Origin of the sequence: Bacillus sp. RCC_6_1, from assembly GCF_041360755.1 — a bacterium.
Lineage (GTDB): Bacteria > Bacillota > Bacilli > Bacillales > Bacillaceae_G > Bacillus_A > Bacillus_A cereus.
On the sequence record NZ_JBFUPV010000002.1, the window covers coordinates 1,071,327 to 1,091,288 of the forward strand.

Below are 19,962 nucleotides of genomic sequence, written 5' to 3' on the forward strand. Positions count from 1 at the left end.
AGGAATAGCTGTGAATTTACCAAATAAAATTACAATATCTAGAATCTTCTTAATTCCAATTTTTATGGTAATTATGTTAGCGCCCTTTGATTGGGGTTCATACAAAATTGGTGATGTTGATTTGCCAATTCAACATTTAGTGGGGGCACTTATCTTTATCATTGCTTCAGCTACAGATTGGATTGATGGACATTACGCAAGAAAGTATAATCTTGTAACGAATTTAGGGAAGTTTCTTGACCCGTTAGCTGATAAATTGCTTGTTTCGGCAGCACTTATTACATTGGTAGAGATGCAATATGTACCGGCTTGGATTGTTATTGTAATTATCAGTCGTGAGTTTGCGGTAACAGGTTTACGTCTTGTACTTGCTGGAACAGGGGAAGTAGTTGCAGCAAACCAGCTAGGAAAAATTAAGACGTGGACACAAATTATTGCAATTGCAGCATATTTATTACACGATGTACCTTTAAATTTAATCCATATTCCAGTTGCAGATATCTTCATATGGATTGCATTAATCTTTACTGTTATTTCAGGATGGGATTATTTCTGGAAAAATAGAGCTGCTTTTGTAAACTCAAAATAGAAGTTTATGGGGGAATTGGGATGAATGCTGAGATTATTGCGGTTGGAACTGAATTATTACTTGGACAAATTGCAAATACAAATGCCCAGTTTTTATCTGAAAAGTTAGCTTCAATCGGAATTAACGTGTACTATCATACTGTTGTTGGTGATAATAATAAGCGATTGCAAAAGGCGATTGAAGCTGCGGAAGAACGTGCTGATATACTTATTTTTACAGGTGGATTAGGACCAACAAAAGATGATTTAACGAAAGAAACGATAGCTGCTAGTTTAGATGAAGAGCTTGTGTATGATGAAAAGGCATTAGCCTTAATAAGTAATTACTTTAAGCGTACAGGCCGTGAATTTACGGAGAATAATAAAAAGCAAGCGCTCGTTTTAAATGGAGCAACAGTATTTGCAAATGACCACGGTATGGCGCCTGGTATGGGGGTAAATAAGAACGGAAAAGTTTATATTTTATTACCAGGGCCGCCAAAAGAAATGAAACCAATGTATGTAAGTTACGTAGAGCCTTTTTTACGTAATTTTACAACAGGAGAAAACATTTATTCTCGTGTGCTTCGTTTCTTCGGTATTGGGGAGTCCCAATTAGAGGTGAAAGTGCAAGATTTAATTGATGGACAAACAAACCCAACAATCGCCCCGTTAGCAAATGATGGAGAAGTGACATTACGTTTAACCGCTAAGCATCAAAATGTTAGCGAAGCGGAGAAACTAATTCAACATGTGGAAGATTTGATTTTAGAAAGAGTAGGAGAATTTTTCTACGGATATGACCAAGAATTTTTGCATTATAAGGCAATCGAGTTATTGAAGAGAAAAGGGTTAACTTTAGCGTGTGCAGAAAGTTTAACAGGTGGTCTTTTTGGAAATCAAGTAACTGAAAACGCTGGTGTTTCTTCTGTGTTTAAAGGCGGTGTCATTTGTTATCATAATGATGTGAAGCAACATGTTTTACGTGTGCCTGAAGAAGTGTTGCATACTGATGGTGCAGTTAGTAAAGAATGTGCTCGTTATCTTGCTGAAAATGTTAAGGATGTATTAAAAGCGGATATCGGAATTAGTTTCACTGGGGTAGCAGGGCCAGATGCTTCAGAACAGAAAGAACCAGGAACAGTATTTGTTGGGCTTTCGATTAAGGATGAACCAACTGTAGTCTTTCCTCTTAATTTAAGCGGAAGTCGTCAACAAATTAGAGAACGAACAGCAAAATATGGATTTTATCATTTATATAAAAAGCTAGAAGAGATATAAGTTTCTTCTAGTTTTTTTTACGGTTAAATTTAGATATTATTTGATAGAAAATAAAAAAATCGAATAAATGTTCGATTTTTGTTGGCAAATTGAATTGAAAATAGGTATAATAAGATTAGCAATTCAGTTAAGGAGGAATTTTGAATGAGTGATCGTCAAGCAGCGTTAGATATGGCGTTAAAACAAATAGAGAAGCAATTCGGTAAAGGTTCAATTATGAAATTAGGAGAACAAGCGGAGCGTAGAGTTTCTACGGTTTCTAGTGGTTCTTTAGCACTTGATGTGGCACTAGGAGTAGGCGGATATCCACGTGGCCGTATTATCGAAATTTACGGACCTGAAAGTTCAGGTAAAACGACAGTTTCATTACATGCAATTGCAGAAGTACAACGTCAAGGTGGACAAGCAGCATTCATTGATGCGGAGCACGCAATGGATCCTGTATATGCACAAAAATTAGGCGTTAACATAGATGAATTACTATTATCACAGCCTGATACAGGGGAGCAAGGATTGGAAATCGCGGAAGCACTTGTACGAAGTGGTGCGGTTGACATTATCGTAATTGACTCTGTAGCAGCTCTTGTACCGAAAGCAGAGATTGAAGGCGATATGGGTGACTCACACGTAGGTTTACAAGCACGTTTAATGTCACAAGCACTTCGTAAGCTTTCAGGAGCAATCAACAAATCAAAAACAATTGCAATCTTTATTAACCAAATTCGTGAAAAAGTTGGGGTTATGTTCGGAAATCAACTACAAGTTGCTTAATCAAAGTGATGTACTTGAGTCTTTATTTGTCTTCTTCGACTAAGTCTTTATAAGGGATTTCTTATAGGGAGAGATTAAAGTGGCAGTGACAATTGGAAATAGAACTTATCGAAACATAGAACAATGGCAAGTGGATTTTATTGTGAAACATGCGGATAGAAAATTGAAAGATATAGGTAAAGAAATTAATCTTGATGAAAGGCGAGTAGGTGAAATATTAAAGTTACTCGGAATTAAAAGAACCAGACATAGAAAGATTTACTTGCCTAAAACCGCAGAAGTTGAACAAGAATTGAAAAATCCATATTTATCACATGTTGAAATTGCTATTAAGTATGGCGTATCCGATACATGTGTTGCTAAGAGGAGAAAAGAGCTTAATGTAAAGGTCAGAAAGAAAAATTATGATACTTTACTGGAACAACAGGTTGAACAGATGTTGTTAAGTTTAGATCTGGCGTTCATTAAGCAAAAAAGAATCGATAAGTGGTCTATTGATTTCTACTTAGGTAGAAAATATTGTTTAGATGTCCATGGGAAATGGGCACACTCACTCAAAAAGATAAAAGAACGAGATAAAAGAAAACTTTTATTTATGGAAGAGGGCTGCTATAAATATCTTGTTATACATGAAGAAGAGTTAGCAAATAAAGAAAAAGTCTTACAAAAGATTAAGGAGTTTACCATGGGTTTCCCTTGCTAGTGATAGCATGTTAAAAAACCTTGTGAACCTTATTGCCTAAGGGTGTAACTATCCATATAGTTGCTAACGGTGAAGCCCACCATTATTTAGGGTAATACCGTGCCAAGCTCCATAGTGATATGGGGAAGGTGTAGAGACTACCGAAAAGGACTTTTAGTTAACTGAGTAGGGTACGGCAGATGATAGGCTACTGCTGGAAGTGCAAGGCTCTCTGTAAAGAGATGAAGAGATAGTCCAGACTATAGAGATGGAAAATCTATAGATAGTGCCAGAAACAACTCCAGGTGGTCGTGCGTTGAAATTCTATTCAACTGTCCGTCTTGAAGTGCGTCGTGCGGAGCAATTAAAGCAAGGTAACGACATCGTTGGTAATAAAACAAAAGTAAAAGTAGTGAAAAATAAAGTAGCACCACCATTCCGTGTTGCGGAAGTTGATATTATGTACGGAGAAGGTATTTCAAGAGAAGGTGAAATCTTGGATATGGCTTCTGAGCTTGATATTGTTCAAAAGAGCGGTGCTTGGTATTCTTATAATGAAGAACGCCTAGGACAAGGTCGTGAAAATTCGAAGCAGTTCTTAAAAGAAAATACAGATTTAAGAGAAGAAATTGCCTTCTTTATTCGTGAGCATCACGGAATTAGTGAAGATTCTGGTGCTGAGGGCGCAGAAGATTCAACTCTTCTTGATTAAAAAAATAAAAGACACGGCCTCGTGTCTTTTATTTTTTTATCTACTATTAAGGAGCATAATACTATAGATAAAAATATTTTTTTACTTCAAATGGGTTGTGTAAAGAGGGATATTTAAATATTTTAAGGAAAAAAATGGGGATTACTAAGGTTTTCCAGTATAGTAGGCTCCTTACTTTTTAAATTTAGGTCACATTCAAGGCTGAAGGTAAAGAAAGTAAAAGTAGACAACGCTTGACAATGAAAATTACGATAGATACAATGAGAATGTATATTTTTTCTTATATACAATATACTCTTCTCAAGAAGAGAAGTAATATTCGGAGTAAGGTTTAAATCTTACCGAAATAATAATATGACATTTTAATTGTGAAATGAAGAAAGTCCCTTAAAAAAGCGGGACGACGGTCTTTGCTGTATGTTGTAATTCAATGTACATGCCGACAGTCTTTTTTCATTCATAGCAAGGGGAGGTGAAATCATGACGAGTACAGTTTGGATACTCATCTCCATTTTGCTTGCAACAGTCGGTGCAGTTGTTGGCTTTTTTGTTCGAAAGTCTATTGCTGAAGCGAAGATTAATGGTGCAGCTAATGAAGCGAGACGTATTTTAGACGAAGCGAATCGTGATGCTGAAGCACTTAAGAAAGAAGCGCTTTTAGAAGCAAAGGATGAAATTCATACACTTCGTACAGAAGCTGAATTAGAAATTCGTGACCGTAGAAGCGAATTACAAAAACAAGAAAATCGTTTAATGCAAAAAGAAGAGAACCTTGATCGTAAAGACGAAACGCTCGATAAACGCGAGCAACAGTTAGAGAAGAAAGAGGAATCTCTTGTAGCGAGACAACAACAGATTGAAGAGTTGGAAAGCAAAGTGGGAGAGTTAGTTCAAAAGCAACAAACAGAATTAGAGCGCATTTCCAATCTGACACGCGAACAAGCGAAAGCAATTATTCTTGGTAAAGTAGAAAGTGAAGTTTCTCATGAAATCGCTGTTATGGTAAAAGAAAGTGAAGTTCGCGCGAAAGAAGAAGCGGATAAGAAAGCAAAAGAGATTTTATCTCTTGCAATGCAAAGATGTGCAGCTGATCATGTTGCTGAAACAACCGTTTCGGTTGTAAATCTTCCAAATGACGAAATGAAGGGACGTATTATCGGGCGTGAAGGTCGTAATATTCGTACGTTAGAAACGTTAACGGGTATTGACTTAATTATCGATGATACACCAGAGGCGGTAATCCTTTCTGGATTCGACCCAATTCGTCGTGAAACAGCTCGTATCGCTCTTGATAAACTAGTACAGGACGGACGTATTCACCCAGCGCGTATTGAAGAGATGGTCGAAAAATCAAGACGTGAAGTGGACGAGTATATTCGCGAAGTCGGAGAGCAAACAACGTTTGAAGTAGGTGTTCACGGATTACATCCAGATTTAATTAAAATTTTAGGTCGTTTAAAATACCGTACAAGTTATGGTCAAAACGTCTTAAAACACTCTATGGAAGTTGCATATTTAACTGGACTTATGGCGGCAGAGCTTGGCGAGGATGAAAAACTAGCAAGACGTGCAGGTCTATTACATGATATCGGAAAAGCGATTGACCATGAAGTAGAAGGAAGCCACGTTGAAATTGGTGTTGAACTTGCAACGAAATATAAAGAGCATCCTGTAGTTATAAACAGTATCGCATCTCACCATGGTGACACAGAACCAACTTCTATCATTGCAGTTTTAGTTGCAGCAGCAGATGCTTTATCAGCTGCAAGACCGGGAGCTCGTAGTGAAACACTTGAAAACTATATTCGTCGTCTTGAAAAGTTAGAAGAGATTTCAGAGTCTTATGAAGGCGTTGAAAAATCATTTGCAATTCAAGCAGGACGTGAAGTTCGTATTTTGGTAAAACCAGATACAATCGATGACTTAGAAGCTCATCGTTTAGCTCGTGATATCCGAAAACGTATTGAAAATGAACTGGATTACCCAGGACATATTAAAGTAACTGTTATTCGTGAAACACGTGCAGTGGAATACGCAAAATAAAGTGGTGAAACACCACTTTATTTTTTTGTGTTGGAATTGGATAAAATAAAGACAGTTAGTTATATAGCATAAAAGTGAAACAAACTTATAATAAAGATATTATAAGGAATTTACTTGATGCTATAGCAATAAAAAATGCAGTACATAGAAAGGGTAAGACATATGAGAATATTATTTGTTGGGGATGTAGTAGGATCTCCTGGTAGAGGTATGATTCAACAATACGTACCGGCATTAAAGAAAAAATATACACCTACAGTAACAATCATTAATGGAGAAAATGCAGCAGGTGGCCGTGGGATTACAGAAAAAATATATCGAAACTTTTTAGAGTGTGGGGCGCAGGCAGTTACACTTGGAAACCACGCTTGGGATAATCGTGAAGTATTTGAATTCATCGATGATGCAAAATATCTTGCAAGACCAGCTAACTTTCCAGAAGGAACTCCAGGAAAAGGACTTATCTTTGTGAACTGTAATGGAACAGAAGTTGCAGTTATTAATTTACAAGGACGTACTTTCCTTCCTCCAATTGATTGTCCATTCCGTAAAGTGGATGAATTAATTAATATTGCGAAAAAACGTACGAATATTATATTTGTTGATTTCCATGCGGAGACTACAAGTGAAAAACAAGCGCTAGGTTGGTATGTAGATGGACGTGCTACAGCAGTAGTAGGTACGCATACGCATGTCCCTACAGCGGATAACCGTATTTTACCAAGCGGAACGGCATACATTACAGATGTTGGGATGACAGGGCCGTATGACGGAATATTAGGTATGGACAGAGAAGCAGTATTGAAGAAGTTTTTAACAAACTTACCAGTACGATTTGAAGTAACAAATGGTAGAACGCAATTAAGTGCAGTGTTAATTGATGTGGATCCAAATACAGGAAAAGCAAAGAAAATTGAACGTATTTTAATTAATGATGATCAACCATTTTTTGAGTAAATTTTCGTTAAATTTTAGATAAGTTATTATATTTTAATTTTTTAGAAAAATTACGAAAATTTAGCAGGAATACGCGCCATTCCTCGTGAATATAAGTTAAAGTGAAATAATTGCTAATACTTTTTAAAGAAACGAGGAGGAAACGCGGAATGGAAATATTAAAAGTTAAAGCAACGTCGGTCCCTAATTCTGTAGCTGGTGCACTTGCAGGTGTTATTCGCGAACGCGGAACAGCAGAAATTCAAGCTATTGGTGCAGGTGCATTGAACCAAGCTGTAAAGGCAGTAGCAATCGCAAGAGGATTTGTAGCGCCTAGTGGTTTGGACCTGATTTGTATCCCAGCGTTTACAGATATTATGATTGATGGCGAAGAGCGTACAGCAATAAAATTAATTGTAGAACCTCGTTAAGTTTAAACAACCTGTTTGCAGTATGCAAACAGGTTGTTTTTATAATGGAGGAATGAAAATGAAAATTTTTGATGCTCATTGTGACGTGCTTCTTCAGTTATGGAGTGCACAAGGGAAAAGGAATTTTAAAGATGATTCACAATTACATATTACATTTGAACAGTTAAAGAGAAGAAAAGGAAGTATACAATGTTTTGCTATATATGTACCAGAAACAGTGGCATATGAAAACCGATTTGAAGTAGCATTACAAATGGTAGATATTTTTTATAATGAAATTTTATCCCTACAAGGTGTGAAGTTTATTCAGACAAAAGATGATATTAACATATTAAAACAGGACGAGATTGGAGCGATATTAACAATAGAAGGATGCGAAGCAATTGGAAAAGATGCAATGAAATTACGGTTGTTGTATCGCCTAGGAGTACGTTCTTTTGGACTAACATGGAATTATGCCAATCTCTTAGCTGATGGTGCGCTAGAGACACGTGGGGCGGGTTTAACGACTTTTGGTAAACATGTTGTACAAGAACTGAATACGTTACATGTATGGACTGATGTGTCTCATTTGAATGAAAGAAGTTTTTGGGATGTTATAGAGATTGCAAAAAATCCTATTGCTTCCCACTCAAATTGTATGAAACTTTGCGAGCACCCACGTAATTTAAACGATGAACAACTTAAAGCTCTTATAAAGCGAAATGGCATGATTGGTGTCACTTTTGTACCGCAGTTTCTAACAAATGAAAAACAAGCGAATGTAGCAAATATAGTAAGACATATCGAATATATTTGTTCATTAGGTGGAGAGCGCAATATAGGATTTGGTTCCGATTTTGATGGGATTTTAGAAACAGTTGTAAATGTATCAGCGTATCGAGATTATGAAAATGTAATGAATGAGCTTTGTAAACACTATGCTACATCTACTGTAGAACGATTTTTATATGATAATTTTGTAGAACATATGAGTTTTTAAATTCTGATTTAAAATTCAGAAAAATTAAAATTAATTCATTTGATTTTATTGCTTTTTTTAAGACCTAATACTAGAATGAAAAACAAAATAGCTTTATACTAAAGATTCAGGGAAATCAGAAGAGGCATAATTTGCGTCCGTTGTAGTTTATTTGCATAAAAAATGCTAAACTATTACTGTAAAAAAATACACTACAATGAATGCAGCCAAAAGGGGTGTAGGAGATGATTAGTCAACTTTCATGGAAAGTTGGAGGCCAACAAGGTGAAGGAATTGAAAGTACAGGAGAAATCTTCTGTATTGCATTAAACCGATTAGGATATTATCTATACGGTTACCGCCACTTCTCATCACGTATAAAAGGCGGCCATACAAATAATAAAATTCGTGTAAGTACAACAGAAGTACGAGCGATCTCAGATGATTTAGATATTTTAATTGCTTTTGACCAAGAAACAATTGATTTTAATTTCCACGAACTACGTCCAGGTGGAATTGTAGTTGCGGATGCGAAATTTAATCCAACAATACCTGACAATACAGATGTAAATCTATATGTGATACCGTTTACAGATATTGCTTCAGAATTAGGCACATCATTAATGAAAAACATGGTTGCTGTAGGAGCATCAAGTGCAGTATTAGGATTAGATGAAACAGCTTATTTAGATGTTGTTGAAGAAATCTTTGGTCGTAAAGGAGAGCAAGTCGTTCAAAAGAATATGGACGCAATTAAACGCGGCTCTCAATATATGAAAGAATTACTAGGTGAGAAAGTAAACATGATGCAGCTTGAAAAAGCTGATGGTAAAAAACGCATGTTTATGATTGGAAACGATGCAATCGCATTTGGTGCGGTAGCTGGTGGTGCTCGTTTTATGTCAGCATACCCAATCACACCTGCATCAGAAATTATGGAATACTTAATTAAAAAATTACCGAAAGTCGGCGGAACAGTAATCCAAACTGAGGATGAAATCGCAGCTTGTACAATGGCAATCGGTGCAAACTATGCTGGTGTTCGTACATTAACGGCATCTGCTGGTCCTGGTCTTTCATTAATGATGGAAGCAATTGGTTTAGCAGGTATTACAGAAACCCCATTAGTAATTGTTGATACACAACGTGGCGGCCCAAGTACAGGATTACCAACGAAACAAGAACAGTCTGACTTAATGGCGATGATTTACGGTACGCATGGTGAAATTCCAAAAATCGTAATGGCGCCAAGTACAGTTGAAGAAGCTTTCTATGACATTGTAGAAGCATTTAACTTATCTGAAGAATATCAAGTTCCTGTTATTTTCTTAACAGATTTACAGCTTTCGTTAGGAAAACAAACAGTAGAACCACTTAAATTAGATAAAGTGGAAATTCGTCGTGGTAAGCTTGATTTAGAAGCAGAATTACCAGAACGTGAAAATAAAGCATACTTCAAGCGTTATGAAGTAACAGAAGACGGCGTTTCACCACGTGTTTTACCTGGTATGAAAAATGGTGTTCACCATGTTACAGGTGTAGAACATGATGAAACTGGAAAACCATCGGAATCAGCAATAAACCGTAAAGATCAAATGGACAAACGTTTCCGTAAAATGGAGAACTTGAAGTTTAATACTCCTGTTTATAAAAATGTTAAGCATGAAGAAGCAGACGTATTGCTTGTTGGATTTAACTCAACTCGTGGTGCGATCGAAGAGGCAATGACGCGTTTAGAACAAGAGGGTATGAAAGTAAACCATGCTCATGTGCGTTTAATTCACCCGTTCCCAACAGCTGAAATCGATCCACTTGTGAAAAAGGCGAAGCGTGTTGTAGTAGTAGAAAACAATGCAACAGGTCAGCTTGCTAACATTATGAAAATGAATCTTGGTAATGGTGAGAAAATTTCTAGTCTTTTAAAATATGATGGAAACCCATTCTTGCCGAAAGAGATTTACAACGAATGCAAAAAAGGGGTTGTATTAAATGGCAACATTTAAGGACTTTCGTAACAGTGTAAAGCCAAACTGGTGCCCAGGTTGCGGAGACTTCTCAGTGCAAGCTGCAATTCAACGTGCGGCAGCTAACGTTGGCCTAAATCCAGATGAACTTGCTGTTATTTCTGGTATCGGCTGTTCAGGCCGTATTTCAGGTTATATTAATTCATATGGTGTGCATAGTATTCATGGTCGTGCCCTTCCGATTGCACAAGGTGTGAAAATGGCAAATCGTGATTTAACAGTTATCGCTTCAGGTGGTGACGGTGATGGATTTGCGATTGGTATGGGACATACAATCCATTCTATTCGTCGTAATATCGACATTACGTACATCGTAATGGATAACCAAATTTATGGATTAACAAAAGGGCAAACTTCACCACGTAGTGAAGCTGGATTTAAAACGAAAAGCACACCACAAGGTTCAATTGAACCATCATTAAATGTAATGGAAATGGCCTTAACAGCTGGTGCGACATTTGTGGCGCAAAGCTTTTCGAGTGATTTAAAAGAATTAACACAAATTATTGAAGCTGGTATTAACCATAAAGGATTTTCATTAATTAACGTATTTAGCCCATGTGTTACTTACAATAAAGTAAATACTTACGATTGGTTTAAAGAGAACTTAACGAAACTAAGCACAGTAGAGGGATATGATCCATCTAATCGCATGATGGCTATGCAAACTTTAATGGAAAATAACGGTTTAGTAACAGGGTTAATTTATCAAAATACTAAGCAACCATCATATCAAGAACTTGTTAAAGGCTATAGTGAAGAGCCTTTAGTGAAATCTGATTTAAATATGGATCAGAAAATGTTTGATGAGCTTGTTGCTGAATTTATGTAATGTAAGAAAAAAAGGTTGCCGATTTGGCAACCTTTTTTTATGTACAAAAATATAGGGTAGTCTTATTTACTTAGAAAATTCAGAATGATAAAATAATATATAAATCGTTGTATGAAAATGGCAAGTTCATTGCTTATGAAATGTAAGGTAATAAAAGGCCTTTGTATTGTTAAAATTGGCGAAACACGTCATACTATGGTAATGTTTATAGGGATAAAGCAATATGCTTTTGGGTAGGACAACAAGAAATGATAAAAAGGGAATGTCTATTTGCGTGGGGAAGACTTCATTCTTATGAATGATTAGATTGATTACTCAAGTTTCAAAGGACAAGTTATCTCTCCAGCTATCTAACCATTTTTGAGGTGAGTCTAAGCGCATTAAAATGGACTATAGAGTGTGTATAGTTAAGGGTGAAAGGAGATTACCGATGAACGAGCAACAACGATTAGCAAGTCAACAAGCAAATTCCTCTACGAAAAAAGAAGAGAAAGATTATAGTAAATACTTTGAAAGTGTATATCAACCACCTTCCTTAAAGGATGCGAAAAAGCGTGGGAAAGAAGAAGTTAAAATTGAACGGGATTTTGGCTTACCTGAAGAGTTTCGCAATTTTGGTACAGGAAGAAAGTTCTATATTCGTACATATGGTTGTCAAATGAATGAGCATGATACGGAAGTAATGGCAGGTATTTTCACAGCACTTGGATATGAACCAACTTTTTCAACTGAGGATGCAGATGTAGTTTTATTAAACACTTGTGCAATTCGTGAAAATGCTGAAAATAAGGTGTTTGGTGAGCTAGGCCATTTAAAGTCACTCAAACGAAGAAATCCAGACCTTTTAATTGGTGTATGTGGTTGTATGTCTCAAGAGGAATCTGTTGTAAATAAAATTATGCAAAAAAATCAGCATGTAGATATGGTATTTGGAACGCATAATATTCATAGACTACCGTATATTCTAAAAGATGCGATGTTCTCGAAAGAGACGGTAGTTGAAGTTTGGTCAAAAGAAGGTGACGTAATTGAAAACCTTCCGAAAGTACGTCGTGGTGATATTAAAGCGTGGGTAAATATTATGTATGGCTGTGATAAATTCTGTACGTATTGTATTGTACCGTATACACGCGGAAAAGAGCGAAGTAGACGTCCAGAAGATATTATCCAAGAGATTCGTCATTTAGCTGCAAATGGTTATAAAGAAATTACTTTACTTGGACAAAACGTAAATGCATATGGTAAAGACTTTGAAGATATAGAATACGGTCTTGGCGATTTAATGGACGAACTTCGTAAAGTTGATATTGCCCGTATTCGTTTTACAACGAGCCATCCACGTGATTTCGATGATCACTTAATTGAAGTGCTTGGAAAAGGTGGCAACCTAGTAGAACATATCCATTTACCAGTTCAATCTGGAAGTACAGATATGCTGAAAATTATGGCACGTAAATATTCGCGTGAGCATTATTTAGAACTTGTAAGAAAAATTAAAGAAGCAATTCCAGATGTAGTATTAACAACAGATATTATCGTTGGTTTTCCAAATGAAACAGATGAGCAATTTGAAGAAACGATGTCGTTATATCGTGAAGTAGGGTTTGATACTGCCTTTACATTCATTTATTCTCCTCGCGAAGGTACACCAGCTGCAAAAATGAAAGATAATGTACCGATGGAAGTAAAGAAAGAACGTCTTCAGCGCTTAAATACACTAGTAAATACGTTGGCAATTGAAAAGAATAGTCGTTACAAAGGTCAAATTGTAGAAGTGTTAGTTGATGGGGAAAGTAAAAATAATCCGGAAGTACTTGCAGGTTATACTCGTACGAATAAACTTGTAAACTTCGTCGCTTCAAAATCTTTAATTGGTCAGCTTGTGAAAGTGAAAATAACGGAAGCAAAAACTTGGTCTCTTAACGGGGAATTAGTTGAAGAGCCGATTGAGGTGAAATAATAGATGAAAGTATATTCGAAAGATGACATTGTTGAACAAGCGAAAGAATTAGCAAAAATGATTTCTGAAACAGAAGAAGTTGATTTTTTTAAGAAAGCAGAGGCGCAAATTCATAAAAATGAAAATGTAAAGCGCGCAATCGATGAAATTAAAGCACTGCAAAAACAAGCAGTAAACTTGCAACATTACGGGAAATGGGAAGCTTTAAAAAAGGTAGAAGCTGAAATTGATGCATTGCAAGATAAGTTAGACAGTATTCCAGTCGTACAACAATTTAAATCTTCACAAACATACGTAAATGACTTATTACAGTTAGTTGCTAGTACAATTTCTAACAACGTAACAGATGAAATATTAATTTCAACTGGTGGCGATGTACTAAAGGGTGAAACTGGCGCAGCGGTAGAAAGTAAAAAAGGAAATTGTGGTTGTTAAAGAGATGTCATATTGACATCTCTTTTTTTTTTGTGGATTAAACGTAAGTTCTTCTCAAAAAAAGAATGACACATTCCGCTATTGTCACGCATATGATTAAGTGAATAGTGATTGAGGAGGGTTACGAATGTCCGAATTTAGAGAGATTATTACAAAAGCAGTGGTTGGAAAAGGACGTAAGTATACAAAGTCAACGCATACATGTGAATCGAATAATGAGCCAACAAGTATTTTAGGGTGCTGGGTAATTAACCACTCGTACGAAGCAAGAAAGAATGGAAAACATGTGGAAATTGAAGGTTTCTATGATGTGAACACTTGGTATTCATTTGATGGAAATACAAAGACTGAAGTTGTAACAGAACGTGTGAACTACACGGACGAAGTAAGTATTGGTTATCGTGATAAAAACTTTTCTGGTGACGATTTAGAAATTATTGCTCGTGTTATTCAGCCGCCAAATTGTTTAGAAGCACTTGTATCACCAAATGGTAATAAAATTGTTGTAACTGTAGAACGTGAATTTGTAACAGAAGTAGTTGGAGAAACGAAAATTTGTGTAAGTGTAAATCCTGAAGGCTGCGTAGAATCAGATGATGATTTCCAAATTGCTGATGATGAATTTGAAGAATTAGATCCGAACTTTATAGTTGATGCAGAAGAAGAGTAATAGAAAGCTAGGGAGAAGTTCTTCCTAGCTTTTTACTTTACATAAGTGGGGCTGAATGAACATGATTCTTTATGAAATATGTTATAATGAAGAAAGACTCCTGAAATAGGAGATAAGAGTGTCCGTGAAATGCGACATATATGAAAATAGATTATCATGTAAGAATTATGGAGGAAAAGTATGACTCAATATACGCCTATGATACAGCAATATTTAAAGGTTAAGGCAGATTATCAAGATGCCTTTTTATTTTTTCGCTTAGGCGATTTTTATGAAATGTTCTTTGAGGATGCTGTAAAAGCAGCTCATGAACTTGAAATTACATTAACGAGCCGAGATGGCGGTAGTAGTGAACGTATACCAATGTGCGGTGTACCGTATCATGCGGCTAAAAACTATATTGAACAACTTGTTGAAAAAGGATATAAAGTAGCTGTTTGTGAGCAAGTAGAAGATCCGAAAACAGCTAAAGGTGTAGTACGTCGTGAAGTAGTACAATTAATTACGCCAGGAACGATGATGGAAGGGCGTACAATTGATGAGAAAGAAAATAACTTCTTAGCCGCATTAACACATTTTGAAGATGGATCATATGCATTAGCTTGTAACGACTTAACGACTGGACAAAATACAGTAACGTTATTGACTGGTTCAGTAGAAGATATTTTATTAGAAGTGTATGCAACTGGTTCGAAAGAAATTGTTGTTGATTCTTCATTTTCTAAAGATGAACTAAACAAGTTAACTGAAACATTGAAAATGACGATTTCGTATGAAGATGCAACGGCAATTCCGGAAGGATTAGAACATCTTGTGAAAAATGTTTCACAAGCAAAATTAATTAAAGCAGTTGGACGTTTATTTAACTATGTAATAAGAACGCAAAAACGTTCTTTAGATCATTTGCAACCAGTAGAAATTTATTATACGAATCAATTTATGAAAATAGATGTACATTCAAAGCGAAATTTAGAACTGACAGAAACACTTCGAACGAAAGAAAAAACAGGATCACTATTATGGTTATTGGACAAGACGAAAACAGCTATGGGTGGTCGTATGTTAAAACAGTGGATGGAACGTCCACTTATACAGAAAGAAAGAATTGAAGAGCGTTTAGAAATGGTTGAAACGTTTGTAAATGATTACTTCTTACGTGAAGATTTAAAGGAAAAGTTAAAAGAAGTATATGATTTAGAACGCTTAGCAGGAAAAGTTGCATTTGGTAACGTAAATGCAAGAGACTTATTACAATTAAGACGTTCATTGCTTCAAGTACCAGCTATTTTAGAAGCAATTAGTTTGTTAGATAACGCTTATGCATCGAGATTAATTCAAGGTGCAGATCCATGTGAAAGCTTAACAGAATTACTAGGAAGAAGTATTCAAGAAAACCCACCGCTTTCGATTAAAGATGGAGATATTATTAAAGATGGTTATAATGACAAGCTTGATCAATATCGTTACGTTAGTAAAAACGGGAAAACGTGGATTGCTGAGCTTGAAAAAAGAGAACGTGATATTACCGGAATTAAATCATTAAAAATCGGATACAACCGTATTTTCGGTTACTACATTGAAGTAACGAAAGCGAATCTTGCAGCACTTCCAGAAGGTCGCTATGAGCGTAAACAGACGCTTGCTAATGCTGAACGTTTCATTACAGATGAACTGAAAGAAAAAGAAACGTTAATCTTAGAAGCTGAAGAAAAAATTGTACAGCTAGAATACGATTTATTTACAGCACTTCGTGAAGAAGTAAAAGTATTTATTCCGAAATTACAACATTTAGCGAAAGTAATTAGTGAATTAGACGTACTGCAAAGTTTTGCAACAGTTAGTGAAGAAGAACAGTTTGTAAAACCTGTACTGACAACGAAGCGCGAAATCTTTATTAAAGATGGTCGTCATCCTGTTGTTGAAAAAGTATTGAACGGGAAATTGTATGTACCGAATGATTGTATTATGCCAGAGAATATGGATGTCTTTTTAATTACAGGGCCGAACATGTCTGGTAAAAGTACGTATATGAGACAATTAGCACTTGTAACGGTTATGTCGCAAATCGGTTGTTTCGTACCAGCAACAGAAGCAGTATTACCTGTATTTGACCAAATCTTTACGAGAATTGGTGCAGCGGATGATTTAATTTCAGGTCAAAGTACATTTATGGTCGAAATGTTAGAAGCGAAAAATGCAATTGCAAACGCATCAGAAAGAAGTTTAATTTTATTCGATGAAATTGGACGCGGTACATCTACGTATGATGGTATGGCACTTGCACAAGCGATTATTGAACATATTCATGACCAAATTGGTGCAAAAACGTTATTCTCTACGCATTATCACGAATTGACGGTGTTAGAAGAGAGTTTAAATCAACTGAAAAATGTACACGTTTCAGCAATTGAAGAGAATGGAAAAGTAGTATTCCTTCATAAAATTCAAGATGGAGCAGCTGATAAAAGTTATGGAATTCACGTTGCGCAACTTGCGGAGCTTCCAGATAGCCTAATCGCTCGTGCGAAAGAAGTGTTAGCACAGCTAGAAGGACAGGAAGAAATTATTATTCCAAAGCGAGTAGAAGTGAAAGTACAAGAAGCTACTCCAGAACCTGTAGTTGTAAAAGAAGAAATAGCAGAAATACAGGAAACGAAAGTAGAGACTGAAGAAGAATCGCAACTATCTTTCTTTGGAGGAGAACAGTCTTCGAAGAAACAAGAAAAGCCTCTGCTAGATCAAAAAGAAACAGCAGTACTGGCGCAAATTAAAAAAATCGATTTACTTGATATGACACCTTTAGAAGCGATGAACGAATTGTATCGCTTACAGAAAAAGTTAAAGAAAGGATGAGTAAGTAGATGGGGAAAATTCGCAAACTCGATGACCAACTCTCTAACTTAATTGCGGCAGGGGAAGTAGTAGAGCGCCCTGCTTCAGTCGTAAAAGAACTTGTGGAAAATTCTATCGATGCGAATAGTACATCTATTGAAATCCACTTAGAAGAAGCTGGGTTATCGAAAATTCGTATCATTGATAATGGTGATGGTATTGCAGAAGAAGACTGTATCGTCGCTTTTGAACGCCATGCAACGAGTAAAATTAAAGATGAAAACGATCTGTTCCGCATAAGAACACTCGGTTTCCGCGGTGAGGCATTGCCAAGTATTGCCTCAGTTAGTGAATTAGAATTAATTACTAGCACAGGTGATGCGCCTGGTACACACCTTATTATTAAAGGTGGAGACATTATAAAGCAAGAGAAGACTGCGAGCCGAAAAGGAACAGATATTACAGTACAAAACTTATTCTTTAATACACCAGCACGTCTTAAATATATGAAAACCATTCATACAGAGCTCGGAAATATTACAGATATCGTGTATCGTATTGCAATGTCACATCCAGAAGTATCGTTAAAACTATTTCATAATGAAAAGAAATTGCTTCATACGTCAGGTAACGGTGATGTAAGACAAGTACTTGCATCGATTTACAGTATTCAAGTTGCGAAGAAGCTTGTTCCAATTGAAGCTGAATCTTTAGACTTTACAATTAAAGGTTATGTAACATTACCAGAAGTAACGAGAGCATCTCGTAATTATATGTCAACGATTGTAAATGGTCGTTACGTTCGAAACTTTGTATTAATGAAAGCAATTCAGCAAGGATACCATACATTACTGCCAGTTGGCCGGTATCCAATTGGTTTCTTATCGATTGAAATGGATCCAATGCTAGTTGACGTTAACGTACATCCAGCGAAATTAGAAGTTCGTTTTAGTAAAGAACAAGAATTGCTAAAGCTGATCGAAGAAACATTGCAAGCTGCATTTAAAAAAATACAGCTTATTCCAGATGCAGGTGTAACAACGAAGAAAAAAGAAAAAGACGAAAGTGTGCAAGAACAGTTCCAGTTTGAGCATGCGAAGCCGAAAGAACCATCTATGCCGGACATCGTTTTACCGACTGGCATGGATGCAAAACAAGAAGAACCGCAGGCTGTGAAACAGCCTGCGCAGCTTTGGCAACCACCGAAGCAAGAATGGCAACCACCACAGTCGCTCGTGAGAGAAGAACAAAGTTGGCAACCATCCACTAAACCGATAATCGAAGAGCCAATTCAAGAAGAGAAATCGTGGGACAGTAATGAAGAGGACTTTGAACTAGAGGAATTAGAAGAAGAAGTTCGGGAAATAAAAGAGATTGAGATGAACGGGAACGACTTACCACCGCTTTATCCAATTGGACAAATGCATGGAACATATATTTTCGCTCAAAATGATAAAGGATTATATATGATTGACCAGCATGCCGCGCAGGAACGTATTAATTATGAATACTTCCGTGATAAAGTAGGAAGAGTAGCGCAAGAAGTACAAGAGTTACTTGTACCGTACCGTATTGATCTATCTCTTACTGAATTTTTACGTGTCGAAGAGCAGTTAGAAGAACTAAAAAAAGTCGGGCTATTTTTAGAACAATTCGGCCATCAATCCTTTATCGTCCGCTCGCATCCAACATGGTTCCCGAAAGGACAAGAAACAGAAATCATCGATGAAATGATGGAGCAAGTTGTTAAACTAAAAAAAGTTGATATTAAAAAGTTACGTGAAGAAGCAGCCATCATGATGAGCTGTAAAGCATCCATTAAAGCGAATCAATATTTAACGAACGATCAAATATTTGCTTTACTGGAAGAACTACGTACAACAACAAACCCGTACACATGCCCGCACGGAAGACCAATTCTTGTGCATCATTCTACTTATGAGTTGGAGAAGATGTTTAAGAGGGTTATGTAGAGTGAATAGATTACATTTCAAAAGGGAGCAACATTTACTGTTGCTCCCTTTTCATATGTAGATTTAATTGTAAACGAGAATATGGTGGAGTAATTTTGTAGTGTATTTCTTGGTTGCGTTAACTTAAATTTATCTATGTATAAAAAAGCGCTGTATACAGCACTTTTTAAAAGGTGCATGAATTGTATCATTACTAACTAAATAACTATGCATGGCCAAATGTTGCTTCTTATTTAGCCAATTGTCATAAGGATCTATACAATTACTTATTTTTATTATTATTAATTTTTTCAGTGTATAGAACTTGCTCTTTATAGTGCTTCTTAATTGGGAAGTTATGTGTACCTGTGCCGTTCTTGAATTTTTTGTCAATGGGGTTCTTTAGAGGAACTGTTGTAGTTTCAGTAAATTCATATGGGTAATTTATTTTAGATTTATCTTCAAACATGAAAATGCCTCCTTTTAGGATCTCCTAAATTCTTTACTATAACATGATATGCATATAGATATTTTTTGGACTAGTTATTTATATAGGTTAATGGAATTTAATTACATAACTACTGAAACATTTTAAAGGAAAACAATTTGAGAAAGAAATGGTATGAATAGATGTTGGCTCCTATTGTTGTTTTTTGTTTGACAGCACAGTGAATTGCGCATATAAATTCATTATAGATTGTTTTTATAATATGGTTTATATGGGGTTTTCCTGATAATATAATGTGGAATATTATAGTGTTATTAGGTTATTAGGAACATTTAATGCTGTTTCATAACTGAAAGGGAATTGAAAAAAAACTGAAACTTTTCTCATAAAAATTCAATCTAACTTGAAAAATGAAAGGAAAATGA

General features: G+C 36.0%; 15 protein-coding genes and 2 pseudogenes. 16 read left to right on the plus strand and 1 reads right to left on the minus strand.

Going from position 1 to position 19,962, the window contains the following annotated elements; translation table 11 throughout:
• Positions 1 to 10 precede the first annotated feature (10 nt).
• The 16 genes and pseudogenes from pgsA to mutL all read left to right on the plus strand — a co-directional run bounded on the left by pgsA (position 11) and on the right by mutL (position 19,110).
• On the plus strand, positions 11 to 589 hold the full coding sequence (gene pgsA / locus AB6801_RS11755) for a CDP-diacylglycerol--glycerol-3-phosphate 3-phosphatidyltransferase (RefSeq protein ID WP_001052967.1): 579 nt from the start codon (positions 11 to 13) through the stop codon (positions 587 to 589).
• Positions 590 to 609: 20 nt separating this feature from the next.
• Complete coding sequence (gene cinA / locus AB6801_RS11760) at positions 610 to 1,848, plus strand: competence/damage-inducible protein CinA (RefSeq protein ID WP_000990688.1); 1,239 nt, start codon at positions 610 to 612, stop codon at positions 1,846 to 1,848.
• 144 nt (positions 1,849 to 1,992) lie between these two features.
• Positions 1,993 to 2,601, plus strand: a pseudogene (gene recA, locus AB6801_RS11765) (recombinase RecA); the annotation flags it as partial.
• A gap of 97 nt (positions 2,602 to 2,698) precedes the next feature.
• Positions 2,699 to 3,322 carry a PDDEXK family nuclease gene (locus AB6801_RS11770; RefSeq protein WP_000301532.1) on the plus strand — a complete coding sequence of 208 codons (624 nt, stop codon included), beginning with the start codon at positions 2,699 to 2,701 and terminating at the stop codon, positions 3,320 to 3,322.
• A 268-nt stretch (positions 3,323 to 3,590) separates the two neighbouring features.
• A pseudogene (locus tag AB6801_RS11775) lies at positions 3,591 to 4,013 on the plus strand (recombinase RecA family protein); the annotation flags it as partial.
• Between the two features lie 480 nt (positions 4,014 to 4,493).
• Positions 4,494 to 6,056 (plus strand): ribonuclease Y, encoded by a 1,563-nt coding sequence (rny, locus tag AB6801_RS11780; RefSeq protein ID WP_000204911.1) that lies wholly within the window; start codon positions 4,494 to 4,496, stop codon positions 6,054 to 6,056.
• A gap of 162 nt (positions 6,057 to 6,218) precedes the next feature.
• On the plus strand, positions 6,219 to 7,013 hold the full coding sequence (locus tag AB6801_RS11785; RefSeq protein ID WP_001221095.1) for a TIGR00282 family metallophosphoesterase: 795 nt from the start codon (positions 6,219 to 6,221) through the stop codon (positions 7,011 to 7,013).
• Between the two features lie 149 nt (positions 7,014 to 7,162).
• Positions 7,163 to 7,423, plus strand: coding sequence for a stage V sporulation protein SpoVS (spoVS, locus tag AB6801_RS11790; RefSeq protein ID WP_000404341.1), 261 nt, complete (start codon positions 7,163 to 7,165; stop codon positions 7,421 to 7,423).
• Between the two features lie 58 nt (positions 7,424 to 7,481).
• A complete protein-coding gene (locus tag AB6801_RS11795; protein WP_061654840.1) occupies positions 7,482 to 8,405 on the plus strand; it encodes a dipeptidase in 924 nt (307 codons plus the stop codon).
• Between the two features lie 224 nt (positions 8,406 to 8,629).
• Positions 8,630 to 10,387: a 2-oxoacid:acceptor oxidoreductase subunit alpha gene (locus AB6801_RS11800; protein ID WP_000625417.1), complete on the plus strand. Its 1,758-nt coding sequence runs from the start codon at positions 8,630 to 8,632 to the stop codon at positions 10,385 to 10,387.
• Complete coding sequence (locus AB6801_RS11805) at positions 10,374 to 11,240, plus strand: 2-oxoacid:ferredoxin oxidoreductase subunit beta (RefSeq protein ID WP_000190155.1); 867 nt, start codon at positions 10,374 to 10,376, stop codon at positions 11,238 to 11,240. Before AB6801_RS11800 ends, AB6801_RS11805 begins: the two co-directional genes overlap by 14 nt.
• Before the next feature lie 430 nt (positions 11,241 to 11,670).
• Positions 11,671 to 13,200, plus strand: a complete 1,530-nt coding sequence (gene miaB / locus AB6801_RS11810; RefSeq protein ID WP_001005388.1) for a tRNA (N6-isopentenyl adenosine(37)-C2)-methylthiotransferase MiaB — start codon at positions 11,671 to 11,673, stop codon at positions 13,198 to 13,200.
• A 3-nt stretch (positions 13,201 to 13,203) separates the two neighbouring features.
• Positions 13,204 to 13,635 carry a YlbF/YmcA family competence regulator gene (locus tag AB6801_RS11815; protein WP_000870461.1) on the plus strand — a complete coding sequence of 144 codons (432 nt, stop codon included), beginning with the start codon at positions 13,204 to 13,206 and terminating at the stop codon, positions 13,633 to 13,635.
• A 127-nt stretch (positions 13,636 to 13,762) separates the two neighbouring features.
• Complete coding sequence (gene cotE / locus AB6801_RS11820) at positions 13,763 to 14,305, plus strand: outer spore coat protein CotE (RefSeq protein WP_001288799.1); 543 nt, start codon at positions 13,763 to 13,765, stop codon at positions 14,303 to 14,305.
• Positions 14,306 to 14,485: 180 nt separating this feature from the next.
• Positions 14,486 to 17,158, plus strand: a complete 2,673-nt coding sequence (gene mutS / locus AB6801_RS11825) for a DNA mismatch repair protein MutS (protein WP_000196029.1) — start codon at positions 14,486 to 14,488, stop codon at positions 17,156 to 17,158.
• Between the two features lie 8 nt (positions 17,159 to 17,166).
• Positions 17,167 to 19,110 (plus strand): DNA mismatch repair endonuclease MutL, encoded by a 1,944-nt coding sequence (gene mutL / locus AB6801_RS11830; RefSeq protein WP_000516463.1) that lies wholly within the window; start codon positions 17,167 to 17,169, stop codon positions 19,108 to 19,110.
• Positions 19,111 to 19,372: 262 nt separating this feature from the next.
• Here the strand turns inward: mutL and AB6801_RS11835 are convergent, their stop codons facing one another.
• Entirely contained in the window at positions 19,373 to 19,558 is a 186-nt protein-coding gene (locus tag AB6801_RS11835) for a hypothetical protein (RefSeq protein WP_000461138.1), read from the minus strand.
• Positions 19,559 to 19,962 lie beyond the last annotated feature (404 nt).

Coding starts and splice junctions, on each gene's coding strand:
- cinA (WP_000990688.1), top strand. CDS start 610: ATGAATGCTGAGATTATTGCGGTTGGAACTGAATTATTACTTGGACAA.
- rny (WP_000204911.1), top strand. CDS start 4,494: ATGACGAGTACAGTTTGGATACTCATCTCCATTTTGCTTGCAACAGTC.
- AB6801_RS11785 (WP_001221095.1), top strand. CDS start 6,219: ATGAGAATATTATTTGTTGGGGATGTAGTAGGATCTCCTGGTAGAGGT.
- spoVS (WP_000404341.1), top strand. CDS start 7,163: ATGGAAATATTAAAAGTTAAAGCAACGTCGGTCCCTAATTCTGTAGCT.
- AB6801_RS11795 (WP_061654840.1), top strand. CDS start 7,482: ATGAAAATTTTTGATGCTCATTGTGACGTGCTTCTTCAGTTATGGAGT.
- AB6801_RS11800 (WP_000625417.1), top strand. CDS start 8,630: ATGATTAGTCAACTTTCATGGAAAGTTGGAGGCCAACAAGGTGAAGGA.
- AB6801_RS11805 (WP_000190155.1), top strand. CDS start 10,374: ATGGCAACATTTAAGGACTTTCGTAACAGTGTAAAGCCAAACTGGTGC.
- miaB (WP_001005388.1), top strand. CDS start 11,671: ATGAACGAGCAACAACGATTAGCAAGTCAACAAGCAAATTCCTCTACG.
- AB6801_RS11815 (WP_000870461.1), top strand. CDS start 13,204: ATGAAAGTATATTCGAAAGATGACATTGTTGAACAAGCGAAAGAATTA.
- cotE (WP_001288799.1), top strand. CDS start 13,763: ATGTCCGAATTTAGAGAGATTATTACAAAAGCAGTGGTTGGAAAAGGA.
- mutS (WP_000196029.1), top strand. CDS start 14,486: ATGACTCAATATACGCCTATGATACAGCAATATTTAAAGGTTAAGGCA.
- mutL (WP_000516463.1), top strand. CDS start 17,167: ATGGGGAAAATTCGCAAACTCGATGACCAACTCTCTAACTTAATTGCG.
- AB6801_RS11835 (WP_000461138.1), bottom strand. CDS start 19,558: ATGTTTGAAGATAAATCTAAAATAAATTACCCATATGAATTTACTGAA.